Origin of the sequence: Acinetobacter sp. CWB-B33 (genome assembly GCF_039655955.1) — a bacterium.
In the GTDB taxonomy this organism is placed as follows: Bacteria; Pseudomonadota; Gammaproteobacteria; order Pseudomonadales; family Moraxellaceae; genus Acinetobacter; species Acinetobacter bouvetii.
On sequence record NZ_JAGFEU010000008.1, the window covers coordinates 54,025 to 72,049 of the forward strand.

Annotated in this window: 14 protein-coding genes and 1 tRNA gene; 6 read left to right on the plus strand and 9 right to left on the minus strand. The window is 46.3% G+C overall.

The window, feature by feature from the left end; genetic code table 11:
- The first annotated feature begins 18 nt into the window (after window positions 1-18).
- Both JZ784_RS16595 and JZ784_RS16600 read left to right on the plus strand, forming a co-directional pair.
- Window positions 19-453, plus strand: a complete 435-nt coding sequence (locus JZ784_RS16595) for an excinuclease (protein WP_346315657.1) — start codon at window positions 19-21, stop codon at window positions 451-453.
- A 29-nt stretch (window positions 454-482) separates the two neighbouring features.
- Window positions 483-1,142: a 4'-phosphopantetheinyl transferase superfamily protein gene (locus JZ784_RS16600; RefSeq protein ID WP_346315658.1), complete on the plus strand. Its 660-nt coding sequence runs from the start codon at window positions 483-485 to the stop codon at window positions 1,140-1,142.
- A gap of 48 nt (window positions 1,143-1,190) precedes the next feature.
- Here the strand turns inward: JZ784_RS16600 and secF are convergent, their stop codons facing one another.
- From secF to queA, 8 genes are all read right to left on the minus strand, one after another.
- A complete protein-coding gene (gene secF / locus JZ784_RS16605; protein ID WP_171065536.1) occupies window positions 1,191-2,168 on the minus strand; it encodes a protein translocase subunit SecF in 978 nt (325 codons plus the stop codon).
- Between the two features lie 8 nt (window positions 2,169-2,176).
- The gene (secD, locus tag JZ784_RS16610) at window positions 2,177-4,075 is read right to left on the minus strand and encodes a protein translocase subunit SecD (RefSeq protein ID WP_005012621.1); all 1,899 of its coding nucleotides are present in this window, start codon (window positions 4,073-4,075) and stop codon (window positions 2,177-2,179) included.
- 54 nt (window positions 4,076-4,129) lie between these two features.
- Complete coding sequence (yajC, locus tag JZ784_RS16615; protein ID WP_005012622.1) at window positions 4,130-4,459, minus strand: preprotein translocase subunit YajC; 330 nt, start codon at window positions 4,457-4,459, stop codon at window positions 4,130-4,132.
- Window positions 4,460-4,562: 103 nt separating this feature from the next.
- Window positions 4,563-5,693 carry a tRNA guanosine(34) transglycosylase Tgt gene (gene tgt, locus JZ784_RS16620; protein ID WP_005012625.1) on the minus strand — a complete coding sequence of 377 codons (1,131 nt, stop codon included), beginning with the start codon at window positions 5,691-5,693 and terminating at the stop codon, window positions 4,563-4,565.
- 162 nt (window positions 5,694-5,855) lie between these two features.
- Window positions 5,856-6,704: a DUF4303 domain-containing protein gene (locus JZ784_RS16625; protein ID WP_346315659.1), complete on the minus strand. Its 849-nt coding sequence runs from the start codon at window positions 6,702-6,704 to the stop codon at window positions 5,856-5,858.
- A 45-nt stretch (window positions 6,705-6,749) separates the two neighbouring features.
- A complete protein-coding gene (locus tag JZ784_RS16630; protein ID WP_130146235.1) occupies window positions 6,750-7,316 on the minus strand; it encodes a LemA family protein in 567 nt (188 codons plus the stop codon).
- 51 nt (window positions 7,317-7,367) lie between these two features.
- Window positions 7,368-8,396 carry a hypothetical protein gene (locus tag JZ784_RS16635; protein ID WP_346315660.1) on the minus strand — a complete coding sequence of 343 codons (1,029 nt, stop codon included), beginning with the start codon at window positions 8,394-8,396 and terminating at the stop codon, window positions 7,368-7,370.
- A 15-nt stretch (window positions 8,397-8,411) separates the two neighbouring features.
- Entirely contained in the window at window positions 8,412-9,452 is a 1,041-nt protein-coding gene (gene queA, locus JZ784_RS16640) for a tRNA preQ1(34) S-adenosylmethionine ribosyltransferase-isomerase QueA (RefSeq protein WP_346315661.1), read from the minus strand.
- 177 nt (window positions 9,453-9,629) lie between these two features.
- Between queA and JZ784_RS16645 the strand changes: the two genes are divergently transcribed.
- Together JZ784_RS16645 and JZ784_RS16650 are read left to right on the plus strand one after the other, a co-directional pair.
- Window positions 9,630-9,716: transfer RNA gene (locus JZ784_RS16645), tRNA-Leu, on the plus strand.
- A 172-nt stretch (window positions 9,717-9,888) separates the two neighbouring features.
- On the plus strand, window positions 9,889-10,572 hold the full coding sequence (locus tag JZ784_RS16650; protein ID WP_346315662.1) for a hypothetical protein: 684 nt from the start codon (window positions 9,889-9,891) through the stop codon (window positions 10,570-10,572).
- An 81-nt stretch (window positions 10,573-10,653) separates the two neighbouring features.
- Here the strand turns inward: JZ784_RS16650 and JZ784_RS16655 are convergent, their stop codons facing one another.
- Window positions 10,654-12,888 carry an NADP-dependent isocitrate dehydrogenase gene (locus tag JZ784_RS16655; protein WP_346315663.1) on the minus strand — a complete coding sequence of 745 codons (2,235 nt, stop codon included), beginning with the start codon at window positions 12,886-12,888 and terminating at the stop codon, window positions 10,654-10,656.
- Window positions 12,889-13,895: 1,007 nt separating this feature from the next.
- On the opposite strand from JZ784_RS16655, the gene JZ784_RS16660 reads away from it, so the two are divergent.
- Complete coding sequence (locus tag JZ784_RS16660; protein WP_346315664.1) at window positions 13,896-15,173, plus strand: HAMP domain-containing sensor histidine kinase; 1,278 nt, start codon at window positions 13,896-13,898, stop codon at window positions 15,171-15,173.
- 84 nt (window positions 15,174-15,257) lie between these two features.
- The gene (glnE, locus tag JZ784_RS16665; protein WP_346315665.1) at window positions 15,258-18,017 is read left to right on the plus strand and encodes a bifunctional [glutamate--ammonia ligase]-adenylyl-L-tyrosine phosphorylase/[glutamate--ammonia-ligase] adenylyltransferase; all 2,760 of its coding nucleotides are present in this window, start codon (window positions 15,258-15,260) and stop codon (window positions 18,015-18,017) included.
- Window positions 18,018-18,025 lie beyond the last annotated feature (8 nt).

Consider the following 18,025-nt stretch of genomic DNA (forward strand, 5'->3'; position numbering starts at 1 on the left):
TTAGACGAGGGTATAATAATGTTATTGAAAAATATTTGCGCAGCAGCGGTGCTGACTTTGAGCGGAATGGCTGCAGGACATGCGGCAGATACCATGCACGACTTTAATTTTAAAGAAGCTGTGGACCGCGCTGTGGCGGACGGAACACTGGATGGTTCAGTGAAGTTTTATTTGGCGGGCACCAAGTCAGGCGGCAAGGTGATTGAAAAGGGCTTAGTGACCAATAAAAAAACCAATGGTTTTGCCAAATCTGCCGAAAGCGCATGTGATCATGTGCTGCGTTCAGCGCTGATTCAATTCCAAAATACCGCAAAAGCCAAGGGCGCAAATGCTGTGACCAATCTGGTGAGCTTCTATAAGTCAAATGAAACCCGCAGCACCACGACTTACCAATGCGCCAAAGGGACGGCTATTGCCGGGGTTGCGCTGAAAGGCGATATTGTTAAGTTCTAAAAAGCCATGAACACCGAGCTGAGTACATAATGAGCAAGCCTAAAAATATTCAAGTGCATGTGCATGCTCTGGCTCAGCTCGCGCCTTTGCCGCGTGATGATTTTCCGGATATGCGCGCCTACCAAACGTATAAAAAGCAGCAGATTTACCGTCAGCGCAATCAGCATTTAAGTGCATTTAGCCGGCAGCCGATACAGGATGCTGATTTGGGGATCACCGAATTTGGCAAGCCTTATCTTAAAAGCCTGCCTGAAATTGCATTTAATCATTCGCACAGCCAGCAGAATTATGCTTTAGCGCTCAGCGCCAGCCTGCAGGATATCGGTGTTGATGTGGAGGATTTGGCCCGGAAAGTGCGTTTTGAGGCTTTAGCGCGCCATGCGTTTCATCCGCGTGAATTAGCGCTCTGGGAAAGTTTAGAAGATCCATCGGACTATTGGTTTAAAGTGTGGACGGCGAAAGAAGCGGTGCTCAAAGCGTCAGGTTTGGGCATCCGCATGAATTTGAATGAATTGGATACACAAGTTCATCCCGATCAGAATGGGGGCGTGTGCAGCCATTCCAGCCTTGGCACATTCGCCTATCAAAATTTTCAGCTGCCTCACCTTATGCTGACGGTTGCATGGCGTTCAGAATTATCCTGCAGAGGTTTTACTTTTCCTGAAATCCAGCTGATACAGCATCCATAAAGCCATAAAAAAACCCATCCGAAGATGGGTTTTTTTATGATTTAGCAATCAGCGTGGAATTTCATTTTCTTCTTCAAACTCAGGCTTCACTTGTACAATGAAGTCCTGACGGTTTAAGCCGCGCCATAAGGCAAAGGCCGTCCCGATATAAATCGAAGAATAGGTGCCGACAAAGACGCCGATAAACATTGCCACTGAGAACCAGTGCAGGCCTTCGCCGCCCAGGAACATCATGGCTAATACCACAAGCAGCAGGGTCGCCGACGTATGAATCGTACGGCGCAACGTCTCGGTTAAGGCAATGTTGACGATTTCCAAAGGCTCTGCACCGCGGATTTTCCGGAAGTTTTCACGGATACGGTCAGAAACAACAATGTTGTCGTTCAATGAGAAGCCGAGCAGCGCCAAAATCGCCGCTAGCACGGTTAAGTCAAACGGCCACTGCATCATCGCAAACACACCGACAGTGACAATCACGTCATGCAGCAGGGAAAGCACTGCGCCCAGCGCCAGCTTGAATTCAAAGCGGATTGTGACATAAACCAGCATCAGCAGCATGGCCAATGCCACAGCGCCGCCCGAGCGGATGTACAGTTCGTTGCCGACTTGTCCGCCGACGACATCAACTTTATGCACTTCAGCTTTGTTGCCCGGCAATTGCGCTGCCGTGGTGATTTCTTTGGTTAAGTCCGCAGCTTCAGCCGTTTCCTGGACGGGCATACGCACCATCAAGTCGCGGTTAGAGCCTAAAGTCTGCACCACAGAGTCTTTAAAGCCTGCTTTTGCTAAGGCTTCGGAGACATCCGCGGCTTTTACGGGCTGGCTGTAGTTCAGCTCTGCAGAAACACCGCCGGTAAAGTCTAGACCAAGGTTTAGACCTTTGGTGGCAATAAAGAAAATGCTGGCAACCGTTAAGAGGATAGAAATCACTGCCGCAGGCAATGCAATCTTCATAAACGGAATAACACGTTCATTATCTGGTCGGCCGTATTGCTTCGATTTCAGTTGAGTATTTTCAGTCATCATCGATCTCCTTAAATGCTCAACTTATGCAGGTTGCGTTTTTTGCCGTAAATGAGCTGGACAATTGCGCGGGTTACTGTAATGGCAGTAAACATCGAGCAGACAATACCAATCATCAAAGTGACAGCGAAGCCTTTAATCGGGCCTGTGCCAATGGCAAACAGAATAAACGCCACCAAGAATGTGGTTAAGTTGGAGTCGAGAATGGTGTTGTAGGCCCGGTCATAGCCCGCCACAATGGCCTGCTTGGGCGAGGCGCCCCATTTCATTTCTTCCCGTATCCGCTCACAGATCAGCACGTTGGCATCGACCGCCATACCAATGGTAATCACGATACCCGCAATACCCGGCAGGGTGAGGGAAGCGCCAATCCAAGACATGAAGGTTAAAATCATTGCCAAGTTGAACACGAGGGCAAAGTTGGCGATTAAGCCAAATAGGCGGAAGAACACCACCATCCAGATTGCAACTAAGATAAAGCCGACTTCAACTGAAAGAACACCTTTATCAATGTTCTCTTGACCCAGGCTTGGGCCAATCACGCGTTCTTCAACAAAGTACATTGGCGCAGCCAGTGCACCTGCACGCAGCATCAAGGCAAGCTCTGACGCTTCCTGCGGAGAAGACAGGCCGGTAATGCGGAATTGTGAACCTAATACGGCTTGAATGGTTGCCGCATTAATGACGACAGATTCAGTATAAGGGGTACGGACTTCAGTCTGCGCGCCCGTCTTAGGGTCTTGAACATAGCTGATCTTTTGCTTGTTTTCAATAAACAGCACAGCCATGCGTTTGCCGACAGAATTGCGGGTTGCTTCTGACATTAGCTTGCCGCCAGCAGTATCCAGCGTAATGTTTACTTCAGCGCCGCCTGAATCCTGGCTAAAGCCCGATGATGCATTTTGAACACGCTCACCCGTTAAAATACGGTTGCGCTCCAGCAGCAGCTGACGGCCGCTGTCTAAAGATTCATAGGCAAAAGCTTCTGTGCCTGGCGGCAATGAACCTTTTATCTGACCGGTGTATGGGTCAATATATTGATCATTCAAGTCGGAGACTAAGCGGAATTCAAGGTTTGCAGTACGGCCAAGGACACGTTTTGCTTCAGCTGTATCCTGAACACCTGGAAGCTCCACCACAATGCGGTTGCTGCCCTGCGTTTGAACCAAAGCTTCCGCTACGCCCAACTCGTTAATACGGTTGCGCAGTGTGGTTAAGTTCTGGTTGACTGCATAGGACTGAATTTCCTGCTTGCGGGCGTCAGTATAGGTCAAGCGCAGCGTTGAACCGCTGTCGGTTGCAATCGCCTGCTGCGTATACTCATTGCCGTTTCGGCGCAGGAAGTCCATCACTGCTGAGCGGTCATCATTATTGGCGAACTGAAGGGTAATCGCGTTATTGCTGAGCGATAGGCTGTTGAATTTCAGGTTGCTGTCACGCAGCTGGCGGCGCAAGTCTGCAGCAGATGTTTCCATACGCTGTGAAATGGCTTTATCCATATCCACTTCAAGCAAGAAGTGAACACCGCCGCGCAAGTCCAAGCCGAGCTTCATCGGCTTAGCGCCAATTTTCTGCAGCCATTCAGGCGTGGTTGGCGCAAGGTTTAATGCGACAACGTATTGGTCACCCAAGTCGCGCCGCAAAGCGTCTTTTGCTTTTAATTGTGCTTCGCTTGAATCTACGCGCAATAAGGCTGCATTATTGGTGAAGCTGTTGTCGTGTGTGGCAATGTTTTCACTTTTTAAAATCTGCTCTGCTTTTTGCACGATGCTCTGATCAATTTGAGTACCGGCTTTGGCACCCGAAATTTGAACAGCTGGTTCATCTGGATACAAACTTGGCAGGGCATATAATGTGCTGACCACTAAAACGACTAGGATCAGCAGATATTTCCATGCTGGGTAACGCATTTGTTTTCTTCTTAAAATGAAAAAAGCCGTGCGGATGCACGACTGTTTTTTTGATTAAAGGTTGTTTAACGTGCCTTCAGGTAGAACTGAAATCACACTTGCGCGCTGAATTTTTACTTCTACGCCGCGGCTCAGTTCAACGACAGCAAAATCGCCTTCAAGTTTAATGATTTTGCCCATTAAACCGCCGGCAAATACAACTTCACTGCCGACGCCCAGGCTTTCAACCAGCGCGCGGTGTTCTTTTGCGCGCTTAGATTGCGGACGCCAGATCAAGAAGTAGAAGATTGCAACAAACACAGCAATCATTAAGATGTTGGCCATCATACTTGGCTGTTGCGCTGCTTCACCTGCTGCATGTGCAGTAGAAATAAAAAGGCTCATTTCAATTTCCTAAACTAATAAAACGGTATATCAATAACATGATAATAAATTGGCTTGTTCTGCAATTTACCTTGTCTTTTTCCTCAGCGCAAATGCTGAAAGATTAATCTTGCGGACAAGGCGGCACTTCTAAGCCGCGGCGGGCATAAAAGTTCTGAACAAATTCATCAAATGTGCCATTGTCCAGAGCATCACGGATATCTTGGGTAAAACGCTGGTAATAGCGCAGGTTATGGATGGTGCCCAGCATTGAGCCCAGCATTTCACCGCATTTTTCTAAATGGAACAGATAGGCGCGGGTGAAATTTGTACAGGTGTAGCAGTCGCAATCAGCATCCAGCGGACTTTGGTCGTGGCGGTATTTGGCATTGCGGATGCGCACTAAACCGTCTGTCACAAAATAGTGGCCGTTGCGTGCGTTGCGTGACGGCATCACGCAGTCAAACATATCGACACCGCGGCGGATGCCTTCCACAATATCTTCAGGCTTGCCGACGCCCATCAGGTAACGCGGCTTATCTTCAGGCATTTTCACAGGAAGATAGTCCAGCACTTTGATCATTTCTTCTTTCGGCTCGCCCACAGACAGGCCGCCAATGGCATATCCGTCAAAGCCAATGTCCAGCAGGCCATTCAGAGACTCATCGCGCAGGTCTTCGTACATGCCGCCTTGAATGATGCCGAATAAAGCATTGGTATTGTTGATTTCATCATGGTGATGAGTTTTGCAGCGTTTTGCCCAGCGCAACGACAGCTGAAGCGATTTTTGCGCTTCTTCATGCGTTGCAGGGTAAGGCGTGCATTCATCAAAAATCATCACGATATCTGAATTCAATGTTTTTTGAATGTCCATTGAAATTTCAGGAGATAAAAATACTTTAGAGCCGTCAATCGGTGAGCGGAAGGTCACGCCTTCTTCTTTGATTTTACGCATTGCGCCAAGGCTGAAGACCTGGAAGCCGCCTGAATCGGTCAAAATCGGCTTATCCCATTTCATGAATTCATGCAGGCCGCCGTGTTCCTGAATGACTTCCAGGCCTGGGCGCAAGTAAAGATGGAAAGTGTTGCCTAAAATAATTTGCGCTTTAATTTCTTCAATATCGCGCGGGAGCATGCCTTTTACCGTGCCGTAAGTCCCGACGGGCATAAACACAGGCGTTTCCACCACACCATGTGCAAGGGTAAGACGGCCGCGGCGCGCGCGTCCAGACTGACCTAATTTTTCAAACTTCATACAGGTTCCAAATCAAGGCGAAAAAACAGTTCGCTGATCATTAGTGCTAAAAGTACGCTATTTTCCTTGATTCCGCTGCTAAACGCCAGCGTCAGAGCGTACTGAGGCTGTAAATTTCTCATGGATTTGCATTCACATTTGCGCAAGGCCGCGGAAGCGCTTTCAGCTGGCGGGCTGCGCGGTGAAATTGGAAGAATGATAAAACTGATTGATGCGCGTTAAGATTTCATCTTTTTGCATGGCGCAGCTGTCTTTGCTGCCGGTTGCCATTGCTGCAATGGTCTGCACCAGTTTTTGAATATAGGCATTGGTATCCATAAAATTGGACTCAAGCGTCAGCAGATACGCTGCGTGGGCGACCTGAAGCTCGTTATAAGGCTCCACTTTCGCCAGCTGTGCTAAATCAATCAGCAGGTCTTTATCGGCCTGCGAAAGCTTAAAGCGGTTTGAATGCTGAATGGCCTGCTGCTTTGGCGTGCGGTCATGCAAAAAGGACTGCAGCCCGCCGCTGGGCGGATTGAGATACAGCGCGGACTGAATTTCTAGCTCAGGCTGAGAGGGCAGGCCGATAAAAAATAAAATCTGATGCAGATCTTGGCCATGTAAAGTGACCAGCGCTTCTTTGGCCTGCTTAAAGGCATCCAGCAGCGTTTGCAGATTGCTGCTGGACTGACCGGACGCTGCCTGCTGCATGGGGGTGCTGAAACTGTGCTGAGATGCTGCGCTTCCAGCCAGAATATCCCGAAAGCTGTGCAAGGCGGAGCTTTGCGCAGGGCGCAATCTGCTGCGCCACTTGCGGATATTCCAGCGCTCCAGTTCAGATAAATACTGGGCGCGGTCTTCATGCTCTGCATAAATGCTGCGCTGAGTGGAAATGGCTAAATAGTCAATTTGCAAATATTCATTAAAGACCAAGGCGCAGGCATAAATATCATCATTTTTATAGTGCTGATAAAGCTGCTGAAATTCTTCTATTAATACTTGTTTTAATAATGTTGTATGTTCTGGCATGGCCTAAAATCCATAGCGCGGCGCAGGAAAGCCCTGCGCCTGAAATTAAAAGTTTGGCCTATAATCAAAGCTCTGCGTTACGGCATTGTCTTTAAAAGGACGAATTGTTTTTTTGCCTAAAGTCATGGTGTTGACGATATTGTTTGGAAACACTTGAATATGATTGTTGAACAGTTCGACATTGCGGTTGAAAATCGTAATTGCCGCGCCGACATTTTCATTTTGCTCTTCAATTTCATTCATCATTTTCAGATAAATTTCATTGGCCTTTAATTCTGGATAGTTTTCTACCACGACATTCAGGCTGCGCATCAATTCTTTATTTAACGATTCAATGTGCTGCAGCTGCGAAACATCAGCATTTTGCAGGTTCAGATTCATAATGTTTTGACGCAGTTCAGTCACTTTTTCCAAAGTGCCTTGTTCAAAACCGGAGTACTGCTCGACCAGCGGCTGCAAGCCGTCCAGAATTTTGACTTTTTGACGTTCGTAGCTGGCAACATCGGACCATGCGCGGATGGTGGCATTGTGGTGGCGCACAATATTGTTGCGGATGACGATACAGCCAAAAACAGCCGCAATAATCAGTATAAAAAAGATCATCAGCCCCATATTTTATTTTCCCCAAAGATCCTGTTCTTTTGAAAAGCTGAATTTATAAGCTTATTTTAAAAAAATAGTCAGATCTTTTTGCAAGTTCTCTAAAGCAATTAATTTAAACGTTCTTAAATGTCCGCGCAATGCTGAAATATCTTCAATCTTCGATGATTTGCTGGACACTTGAAATAAATCCTGCGGGCCTAAAAAGCACAGGATTTTGCTGACTGGATGAAACATCAGGTCGCCTTGGCGGGACTGGAAAAAATCGGCCGCGCGCAGCACAAAACCGGGGCTCATCAGTTTGGCGGTATTCATTTCATCACTGCCATAGAATTTCAGCTTCTGGTTGATTTGAATGTCGCTGCTGTGCCATGGAAAACTGTAAGGATAATAAAAAGGCGTATTTATGCTGGTAACGGCAATGCCCTGATGCTCAACATCAAAAACAAACACCCCCCATAAGTCTTTATGCACTTCTTTTAAGCGGACTTCGTTGGCATCTTTGTCACGGACTTTAATTTCATTAACGTAGTGGTATTGAAATACCAGCACCTGATGTTGCAAGCCATCCTCATCGTCCCACACTGTACTGGCGTAATTGCTGATGTCATTGGAGATTGAGCCCTGATTAAAGACTGGAAACAGGTTCTTTAAATGCGCCATGAAGTGGGCTTGATTCATTGGAATGGAAATATGCTGCGGCTGGCGGCCGAATTGCAGCTGATACTTCTTGGCAATGCTTTCACGTTCTAAGAATTCAATGACTTCTTCAATGGGGTCATCCTGCTCGTAGCTGATATAGGCCCAAAAAACCATCATCAGCCCGGCAAGAAAACACAGCTGCGCCCAAAAGTGTGAGGCTTGAAAGAATACCGGCACTATGCAGATGATGCCGCAGAGCGCTAAAAGCCGCGGAAGCAGATTTTCAAAGCGCAGGGTGATCGGTGCATTCCATGGATGCAGGCCATCTAAAATATCCTGATGTGAATGGGCTTTGCGCCCAAGATCCCACAGCCGGGCGATATTCTGAAAAACCACAGCATTTTTTTTGCGCCGTATATGGATGGAGCGTTGAACAGAATCGATCGGCATGGGGAGACTCTGAGTTTATTTCACGTTGAGATTGTCAATCAGCATGGCATCGCCATAGCTGAAGAAGCGGTATTGGCTGTCTACAGCATGATGATAGGCATTCAAAATATTGTCGCGGTTTGACAATGCAGACACCAGCATCAGCAGGGTGGATTCAGGCAAGTGGAAGTTGGTGATCAAGCGGTCAACCACTTTAAACTCATAACCCGGATAGATGAAAATTTGCGTATCGCCGGTCCAGCCTTTCAGCTCGCCGCTATTAGCTTGGGCTGCACTTTCAGTGGCGCGGGTCGCGGTGGTGCCGACAGCAATGACTTTATTGCCGCGCGCTTTGGTTTCGCGGATCAGCGCCATCGATTCATCAGATACATCGCACCATTCACTGTGCATGATGTGATTTTCAATATCGGTAGTGCGTACAGGCAGGAAAGTGCCTGCGCCGACATGCAGGGTCACAAAGGTTTTGTTGATGCCTTTGGCTTCTAATTTTTTCAGCAGCGCTTCATCAAAATGCAGGCTGGCGGTTGGCGCCGCGACTGAGGCTAATTTAGTGGGGTCATTAAACACCGTTTGATAGCGTTCGGTGTCAATAGATTCGGCTTCACGGTTGAAGTAAGGCGGAATCGGCAGCGCGCCGTATTTGTCTAGGACATCTAAAATAGATTGTGAAAATTCAACAATAAATAAATTTTCATGACGGCCTTTGACGGTCACTTTCACTTCGTCTGGGCCAATAAACAGTTCGGCGCCTTCTTTCGGCGAGTTGCTGGCTTTGATGTGGCAGTGCGCCACAAATTTGTCCATCATACGCTCAACCAGCACTTCGACAGCACCGCCTGTAGCGCGTTTGCCTTTTAAGCGCGCTTTCATCACTTTGGTGTCGTTCAGCACCAGCAGGTCACCCGGCTGCAGCAGGTCTAAAATATCGGTAAAGTGATAATCGTGATACTGGCCTTGAACATCGAGGTGCAGCAGGCGGGAAGCGCTGCGGGTTTCTAATGGATAGCGAGCAATCAGCTCATCTGGGAGATCAAAACTGAAATCAGAAAGTTGCATGAGAAATGTATAAAACAGTAGGGGAATAAATTGCGCCCATTATATGCGTTTTTCAGTTTTTCGGCTGTTTTTGCTCACTTTTAAGACGAAAAAATATTGATTGATTTAAAAGTAATCAAACACATATATCTGTTGTTGACAGTGCTGTGAAATAGCGTATTATAGCCCTCATCCACTCCCGAGGTGGTGAAATTGGTAGACGCGGTGGACTCAAAATCCACTGTCAGCGATGACGTGTCGGTTCGAGTCCGACCCTCGGGACCAAAATTTAGAATCTTAGGATTCTTGAAAAACCCCAAGCTTATTAAGACTTGGGGTTTTTTATTGCCTGATAATAATAGATAATTTAATTTTATTTGAATAAAAGGTACTTCACATTCTTTAACTCTAGTGATAAATCATAGATTTAGCTTAATTAATTGCTTAGTGAAAATAAATGGAAATAGATTGGAAGCTTGCTGCACCTATCGCTGGCATCATAATAGCGATTATTACTTTATTTCTAAAAAGGCATGAAATAACGAGTCTAAAGCATAAAAAAATTTCAGATAGACTTGCTTCGAGTATCCAATATTTTGAAAAGTATTATGAGCGTGGGCAAACAAATCAGCTTGTTTTGGATAGAGCAGCGCAAGATCTTGCGAAAAGCCCGAATGTAGACCATAACTTGGTCAATAAACTTATAGAACTTCATCAGAATTATTTAATTAATTTTGATCGAATGATTTTTTTATTTGATGACGGTATCCAGTATATTTCTTATCAAAAAGGACAAGCTGTCGATTTGTCGAAGGATTTATTGATTAAACCTTTTTTATATCTTAGTCCAACGCCTAGACGCTATGTATTTATGGTGGGATATTTTATTTTTGCCTTTTTGGGAGGGATGCTCTTTCTTGTTGTAATTAATTCTACTGGTATTCAAGTTGTCATTAACCTTGGATTTCTTGTTATTTCTTTAGCTTTTATTGCATTGGCGTTCTTATGCTTGGTATTGGAGGATAGGCTGAAAAATGCATCTGATTTTATTAAAGAATTAAAGGAAGCTGATGACAAATATAAAGCAATGGAAAGACCTAGAACTATAATTTTGTTGAGCGGGAATAATAAGAAATTCTGAAATTATTGGTTTGCCATAAAAAAAACCAGCGCCGAAGCGCTGGTTTTTTATTTCACTAACTGACGTTAGCTAAGCATTAACTTATTGAGCCGCTGCAAGCGCTGCATTTAACGTTGCGCTTGGACGCATCACTGCATTTACTTTTGCTGTATCAACTGCATAGTAACCGCCGATATCCGCTGGTTTGCCTTGAACGGCAGCAAGTTCAGCAACGATCTTGTCTTCGTTTTCATCCAATGCTTTCGCAAGTGGCGCAAACTTCGCTTTAAGATCTGCATCTTCATCCTGAGCTGCCAAAGCATCTGCCCAGTATTTCGCTAGGTAGTAGTGGCTGCCGCGGTTGTCTAGCTCACCTGTACGGCGTGAAGGAGACTTGTCATTGTCTAAAAGCTTGCCGGTAGCTTGGTCAAGTGTCTTCGCAAGAAGTTTTGCACGAGCATTGTTTTCTTTAATGCCCATTTCTTCTAGAGATACAGCCAACGCCATGAACTCGCCTAAAGAATCCCAACGCAAGTGGTTTTCTTCTACCAGCTGCTGCACGTGTTTCGGTGCTGAACCGCCTGCGCCAGTTTCGTACATGCCGCCGCCCGCCATTAACGGAACGATAGACAGCATTTTCGCTGAAGTGCCCAATTCCATGATCGGGAACAAGTCAGTGAGGTAGTCACGCAAGATGTTGCCGGTTACTGAAATTGTATCCAGGCCGCGCGCAACACGCTCAAGCGTATAACGCATCGCACGGACTTGAGACATGATTTGAATGTCTAAGCCGGCAGTGTCATGATCTTTCAAGTATTTTTCAACTTTCTTGATCAATTCATTTTCGTGCGGGCGGTACGGGTCAAGCCAGAAAATTGCAGGCATGCCAGAGTTGCGCGCGCGCGTTACAGCCAGTTTTACCCAGTCGCGAATCGGTGCGTCTTTCACCTGGCACATGCGCCAGATATCGCCTTCTTCCACGTTTTGTGACATCAATACTTCGCCGGTTTCAAGATCAACGATGTTTGCAACACCATCTTCTGGAATTTCGAAAGTTTTGTCGTGTGAACCGTATTCTTCAGCTTTTTGCGCCATCAAGCCAACGTTAGGAACTGTACCCATGGTACGCGGGTCAAAGTTGCCATTCCATTTGCAGAAATTGATCATTTCTTGGTAGATGCGCGCAAAAGTTGACTCAGGCATTACTGCTTTACAGTCATAAGGTTTGCCGTCAGCGCCCCACATTTTACCGCCGCCGCGGATCATTGCAGGCATAGAAGCATCTACAATCACGTCGTTTGGTGAGTGGAAGTTGGTGATGCCTTTTGCTGAATCCACCATTGCAAGCGCAGGGCGGTGCTCTTGGCAAGCGTGCAAGTCGGCAATGATTTCTTCACGTACAGAAGTCGGCAGAGCTTCGATCTTTTCATAAAGGCCGGCCATGCCGTTGTTTACGTTTACGCCAAGCTCATCAAACAATTTGCCGTGTTTTTCAAAAGCGTCTTTGTAGTAAATTTTCACACAGTGGCCGAAAACGATCGGGTGTGAAACTTTCATCATGGTTGCTTTCACGTGCAAAGAGAACAAAATGCCCGCTTCTTTACAGTCATCCAGTTCTTTTTCATAGAAATCGCAAAGCGCTTTCTTGCTCATGAACATTGAGTCGATGATTTCGCCGTCTTGAAGCGCAACTTTTGGCTTAAGAACAATGGTTTCACCAGACTTGGTGATCAATTCCATCTTCACATTGCGGGCGCGGTCCAAAGTCATTGACTTTTCACCATGGTAGAAGTCGCCTTCATTCATGTGTGAAACGTGAGTTTGTGACCATTGCTTCCATTCGCTCATTGAGTGAGGGTGCTTTTTCACATAGTTTTTAACCGCAGCAGGCGCGCGGCGGTCTGAGTTGCCTTCACGCAATACTGGGTTTACAGCAGAGCCTAGGCATTTGCTGTAACGGGCCTTAATGGCTTTTTCTTCGTCAGTTGTTGGGTTTTCCGGATAGTCAGGAAGCGCATAGCCTTTAGACTGAAGTTCCTTAATGCACGCTGTCAATTGACCAACAGATGCGCTGATGTTCGGAAGCTTGATAATATTCGTGTCTGGATCTTGTGTGAGACGGCCAAGCTCTGCAAGCGTGTCCGGTACCTTCTGTTCATCACTTAGGCAGTCTGCAAATTCTGCAAGCACGCGTACAGCTACAGAGATGTCACTTTTAACGATCTCAACGCCAGCTGGCTTAGTAAAGGTCTCAATGATCGGCAGCAGAGAATAGGTCGCTAACAGTGGCGCCTCATCGGTCAAAGTGTAAATGATTGTTGACTTTCCACCAGCCATATATAGCCCCTTGCTTTGATTGATTTTGTCTGGACCGAGCTTTTGGCTCAGTCCTGAGAACCGGTTTGCTTAAATAAAACATTTAAAGGTATTGGTGCTTTCTGCACCTCAGTCAAACGGCAATATCGCATATTGGCCGCTGGCTGAAAATGTATAGATCGATGCTGTTCACCGATGGCAATATTCTACGTGAAATTTAGCTGCTTTTCGAATTTGGCGAGCAGCAGCAGCTGTCTGGCGGAGGAAAACGTCATGAATGCGCTGAAATGCTGATTGATGTATTTATTTTATTTTAATTGTTATTATTCAAAATCTTACGTTTTATTTTTTGCTTAAACCCCATGAATTTCTGTTTGGCTTTGCGGGTGAAATAGCAAGCTAATTTCTGGCAACATGTTGGGTATCATGGAAATAAATTATTGTACAGGGAAAATCAGCGTTTTTTTATGCCCCAGCCAGTCACCAAAGTTGTCATTAAAATGCAGGCTGTACACTTGAACTTTTATTCAGATAGGCAGAAGGAGTTTTAGATTTGCACAGCAGTTTTTTGATTATTCTTTAAGCGCCTTTTTTAGTTTGGGCGCATCTGCAGGCTGCGGTGATCCCATGGCATTTGGTGTTGGCCAAATGCATCAAAAAAGTGCAAACAGCTTGGTATGAAGTACTGCTAAATGCATTGAATCCAGCAATGGATAATATTCTGTAATTTCAGTCCTGAAGCTTGAAAGCATATTATAGAAACTGTGAACTGAATCATTTTTCTTACAATCTTTTTGTCGGAAGACCTGGCTCTTTTTATGAAATTCTGGATTGCTTATATTATTGATATTTAAGTTTTTGTTTTAGATTTACGCCATTTTGTCTGTTTTTTATAAAATAATTGAATAATTTTGTCAGTTATTGTTGTTGAGATGTTTGTTGAATTTTGTTAATTAAAATAAAATATAAGAATTAAAGTTGAGCGCAAAAGGCGGTTTTACGTTTTGCGCAAACGCAGGTGAAGCGCTATGGCGATACAATTGCTGGAAATTGGCACACAGACGGAACAGTTGGCCGCGTGCAGATTGGCTTTACTGATGGGTGTATTCACCAAAGATAACCGTGTGGCGGAATTCCTGAAATTTTCGAGAAGCATGCTGCAGGCGGATCATGCTGTTTTGGTTTTTCAGAATGAGCCGTATATCTGGTTTTCTTCAGCCGACGGGTGCAAGCCTTTTCTTGCCAGTGGTCAAGCGCAATTAGAGCCCTATTTTGAAGGTGCGGACTGCATTGATCATGCGCACCCCAATTATTCAAACTTTTCTCAGCATATTCAAAGATTGGGCGCAGGCCATACCCGTTTGCTTGCATTTAACCTGACAGATGACGAACTGCCGATAGGGCAGGTTTTATTATTTGATGAGCAGAGCAGCGCTTTTGATGAAAAGCAAAAAAACGTGGTGCAGGAGTTTGTCTTTAGCCTGATTGGCAGCATTAAATTGCGGGCAGAAAATACTGAACTGAAAGAGCTTTATGAGCAGCAGTCGGCGCTGAATTTCAGTAAAACCAAATTTTTTCAAATTATTGCGCATGATCTGCGTGCGCCGTTTCATGGCTTGCTGGGGTTTTCTGAAGTATTGGCGCAAGAGCGTGAAACTTTGGATGAATCCAGTATTCAAAATATCGCTGACTATTTATTCGATACAGCGCAATCAACCTATAATTTGCTGGAAAGCCTGCTGAACTGGGCCATGGCTGAGGGCGGGCGCTTGGTCTATCACCCGATCAATTTTGAATTGAGCCATGCGGTGAAAATTGTCTGCGATGTTTTAAACAGTCTGGCGGTCAAGAAAAATATTCAGCTGCTGAATGACGTGCCCGAAGGCTTGAAGATCTACGCAGATATCAATATGGTCACGTCTGTTATTCAGAACTTGGTGTCCAATGCGCTGAAATTTACCAATACGGATGGAACGGGAAAAGTAACGCTGCGGGCCTGCATGGCTGCAAATGGGGTCTGCCTGTCTATTCAGGACACCGGTTTAGGCATGACGCAGCCTCAGATTGAACAGCTGTTCGATCCTAAAATCACCGTCAGTGTGAAAGGCACCGCAGGAGAAAAGGGCACCGGATTAGGCTTGATTCTTTGCAAGCGCTTTGTCGAAATGAATCATGGTGAAATTAAGGTCGAATCCAAGGAAGGGGCGGGAACCCTTTTTAAAGTCACTTTCCCTTTTGCGCTGAGCCATCATCATGCTTTGGAAATAAGCAGCCAGCACGGCGATAAGCCGGAAGAAACAGCTTAATCTCATGATTAAAATCTTAAATTCTTTTCCGCTATGGGTTTTCAGCTGATATAACTAGAAAAAAACTGGATTATGGGTTTGAAAATGAATGTGGAACAATTGCAGAAGACCTTGCGTGCCAGCCAATATGCCGAGCAAGTGTTGGGGATACACCGCAATTTAATCGAACAGGATTATGCCGTTGACCAATTTTTAATTCCTTTGAGCACTGAGCAAATTCAGGCTTTTGTCCAAGCGGCTTTAAATAATATTACGAATGAAAATGCCTGGATGCGCGAAATGCGCATTCTGCGGGCGCGCCTGATGTTCCGCTGGATTTGGCAGGATGCCAATGCGCTGACTGATGTGGTGACACTGACACGTGAACTTTCCGATTTTGCGGATGCCTCAATTTGTGAAGCGAAAGCTTTCGCTTACCAGCCTTTAGCTGCTAAACATGGCGAGCCGATGGGCTATAACGGCAAAGTGCAAGACTTGATTGTCATTGCCATGGGCAAGCTGGGCGCGCAGGAATTGAACTTGTCCAGCGATATTGATTTGATTTTTGCGTTTGATGAGCAGGGTGAAACCAACGGCCGAAAATGCATTGATGTGCAGCAGTTCTGCATTTTGTGGGGGCAAAAGCTCATCTATTTATTAGACCACATGACTGCAGATGGCTTTGTGTTCCGTGTGGATATGCGCCTGCGCCCTTGGGGGGACGGCTCGGCCTTGGCGATCAGCCATGCGGCTTTAGAAAAATATTTGAGCCAGCATGGGCGCGAATGGGAGCGCTATGCGTGGATTAAAGCGCGGATTGTCACAGGGGGCAAAGAAGGCGCTGAACTGCTGGGCATGACCCGTCCATTTGTATTCCGTAAATATGTCGATTACACCGCTTTTGAAGCCATGCGCGAAATGAAGGCGATGATTGAGCGGGAAGTGCAGCGCCGCAATATTGAAGATGATATTAAGCTCGGGGCGGGCGGCATCCGTGAAGTGGAGTTTATTGTTCAGGTGTTCCAGCTGATTTACGGCGGATCAAAACTGGAATTGCAAGACCGTCAATGCCTGGTGAATCTGCATCATTTGGGTGAGGTCGGCCTGCTGGATCCAAATGTAGTTCTGGAGCTGGAAGATGCCTATTTATTCCTGCGCCGTGTCGAACATGCGATTCAAGCGCTGAATGATCAACAGACGCAGTCTTTGCCGCATGAAGCGGAACCGCGCCAGCGCATGCTGGATACCTTGGGCTATGCCTCATGGGAGGATTTCCTGCAGGTGTTAAATGAAAAGCGCGCCAAAGTCATTTATCAGTTTGAACATTTAATTAAAGAAAAAGAACCCGATCCATTGGTTGAAAGTTTTACGCAACTCGAAAAACAGCTGAACGATGTTTTGGATGAAAACGCAAAAAATCTGGTCCATGAATTTTGGTATGGGCATGCCCTGAAAAAACTGCCAGCCAAAGCCGTACAGCGCTTAAAAACCTTTTGGCCGCATTTGGTTGAAGCAGTGATTCAGTCGGACAATCCGCAAGTGGCTTTGCTGCGTTTGATGCCGTTGGTGGAATCGGTCATGCGCCGCACCGTGTATTTAGTGATGCTGATTGAAAGCAAAGGCGCGCTGCAGCGTTTAGTCAAAATGGCCACCGTCAGCCCGTGGATTTGTGAAGAGTTGACGCACTATCCGGTCTTGCTGGATGAATTCCTGTCCATGGATTTTGAGCTGCCGAAGCGTAAGGATTTGGAAGATTCACTGCGCCAGCAGCTGCTGCGGATTGAATTGGATGATGTGGAAGACTTGATGCGGGTGTTGCGCTTATTCAAAAAATCCAATGTGCTAACTGTGGCGGCCAGCGATGTGCTGGCAGAAAGCCCTTTGATGAAAGTCTCCGATGCGCTGACGGATATTGCAGAAGTTTCTGTGGCCGCCACGCTGAATCTGGCTTATCAAATTACCGCAAAAAAACATGGCTATCCTCTGGATGCTGATGGGCAGCGCTGCTCACTGGATCATATCGCTTTTGCCGTGGCCGGCTATGGGAAATTAGGCGGCATTGAGCTGGGCTATGGCTCAGACTTGGATTTAGTCTTTATTCACTTTATGGATGAACAGGCGGATACCGATGGCTTAAAACCCATCAGCGGATTTGAATTTGCCATGCGTGTGGCGCAGAAATTTATGTCATTAATGACCACGCAAACGCTAGATGGCCGGGTCTATGAAATTGATACCCGCCTGCGCCCATCCGGTGAAGCCGGCGTGCTGGTCACCAGCCTGAAAGCGTTTGAGCAGTATCAGTTCAAGAGCGCCTGGGTCTGGGAGCATCAGGCTTTGGTGCGCGCGCGTTCGATTGCGGGAGAAGAATCGCTGCGGGCGAAGTTTGAGCAATTGCGCTGCCGGATTTTAACCCAGCCGAGAAATGAAGAAAGCGTGCGCGAAGAAGTGCTGAAAATGCGTCAAAAAATGAAAGATCATTTGGGCTCTTCTAAAGAACAGCAAAAAGACGGGATTTTTCATTTAAAACAGGATGCAGGTGGTATCGTTGATATTGAATTTATGGCACAGTATGCGGTATTAGCATGGAGTGGGGCGAATCCAGATCTCGCTCACTACTCCGACAACGTACGAATCCTTGAAGACGCCGCAAAAGCAAGTTGCTTATCCAGTGACGATGCGACAGCATTGATTCAAGCTTACCTTCGTGAACGAGCCGAGAGCCACCGCTTAGCCCTTGCAAATCAATCAATGCAAGTGAATGCTGCGGATTGGCGCGATACCCGAGAGGTCGTTTGCAAGCTATGGCAAAGATTAATTGATCCAAGCGCAGCTGTTGCCTTGGATAAAAATGACTGTGTATAAAAATTTGG

Bases quoted from the DNA above. Each gene is read 5' to 3' on its own strand.
- JZ784_RS16595 (WP_346315657.1), top strand. From the start codon at position 19: ATGTTATTGAAAAATATTTGCGCAGCAGCGGTGCTGACTTTGAGCGGA.
- JZ784_RS16600 (WP_346315658.1), top strand. From the start codon at position 483: ATGAGCAAGCCTAAAAATATTCAAGTGCATGTGCATGCTCTGGCTCAG.
- secF (WP_171065536.1), bottom strand. From the start codon at position 2,168: ATGATGACTGAAAATACTCAACTGAAATCGAAGCAATACGGCCGACCA.
- secD (WP_005012621.1), bottom strand. From the start codon at position 4,075: ATGCGTTACCCAGCATGGAAATATCTGCTGATCCTAGTCGTTTTAGTG.
- yajC (WP_005012622.1), bottom strand. From the start codon at position 4,459: ATGAGCCTTTTTATTTCTACTGCACATGCAGCAGGTGAAGCAGCGCAA.
- tgt (WP_005012625.1), bottom strand. From the start codon at position 5,693: ATGAAGTTTGAAAAATTAGGTCAGTCTGGACGCGCGCGCCGCGGCCGT.
- JZ784_RS16625 (WP_346315659.1), bottom strand. From the start codon at position 6,704: ATGCCAGAACATACAACATTATTAAAACAAGTATTAATAGAAGAATTT.
- JZ784_RS16630 (WP_130146235.1), bottom strand. From the start codon at position 7,316: ATGGGGCTGATGATCTTTTTTATACTGATTATTGCGGCTGTTTTTGGC.
- JZ784_RS16635 (WP_346315660.1), bottom strand. From the start codon at position 8,396: ATGCCGATCGATTCTGTTCAACGCTCCATCCATATACGGCGCAAAAAA.
- queA (WP_346315661.1), bottom strand. From the start codon at position 9,452: ATGCAACTTTCTGATTTCAGTTTTGATCTCCCAGATGAGCTGATTGCT.
- JZ784_RS16650 (WP_346315662.1), top strand. From the start codon at position 9,889: ATGGAAATAGATTGGAAGCTTGCTGCACCTATCGCTGGCATCATAATA.
- JZ784_RS16655 (WP_346315663.1), bottom strand. From the start codon at position 12,888: ATGGCTGGTGGAAAGTCAACAATCATTTACACTTTGACCGATGAGGCG.
- JZ784_RS16660 (WP_346315664.1), top strand. From the start codon at position 13,896: ATGGCGATACAATTGCTGGAAATTGGCACACAGACGGAACAGTTGGCC.
- glnE (WP_346315665.1), top strand. From the start codon at position 15,258: ATGAATGTGGAACAATTGCAGAAGACCTTGCGTGCCAGCCAATATGCC.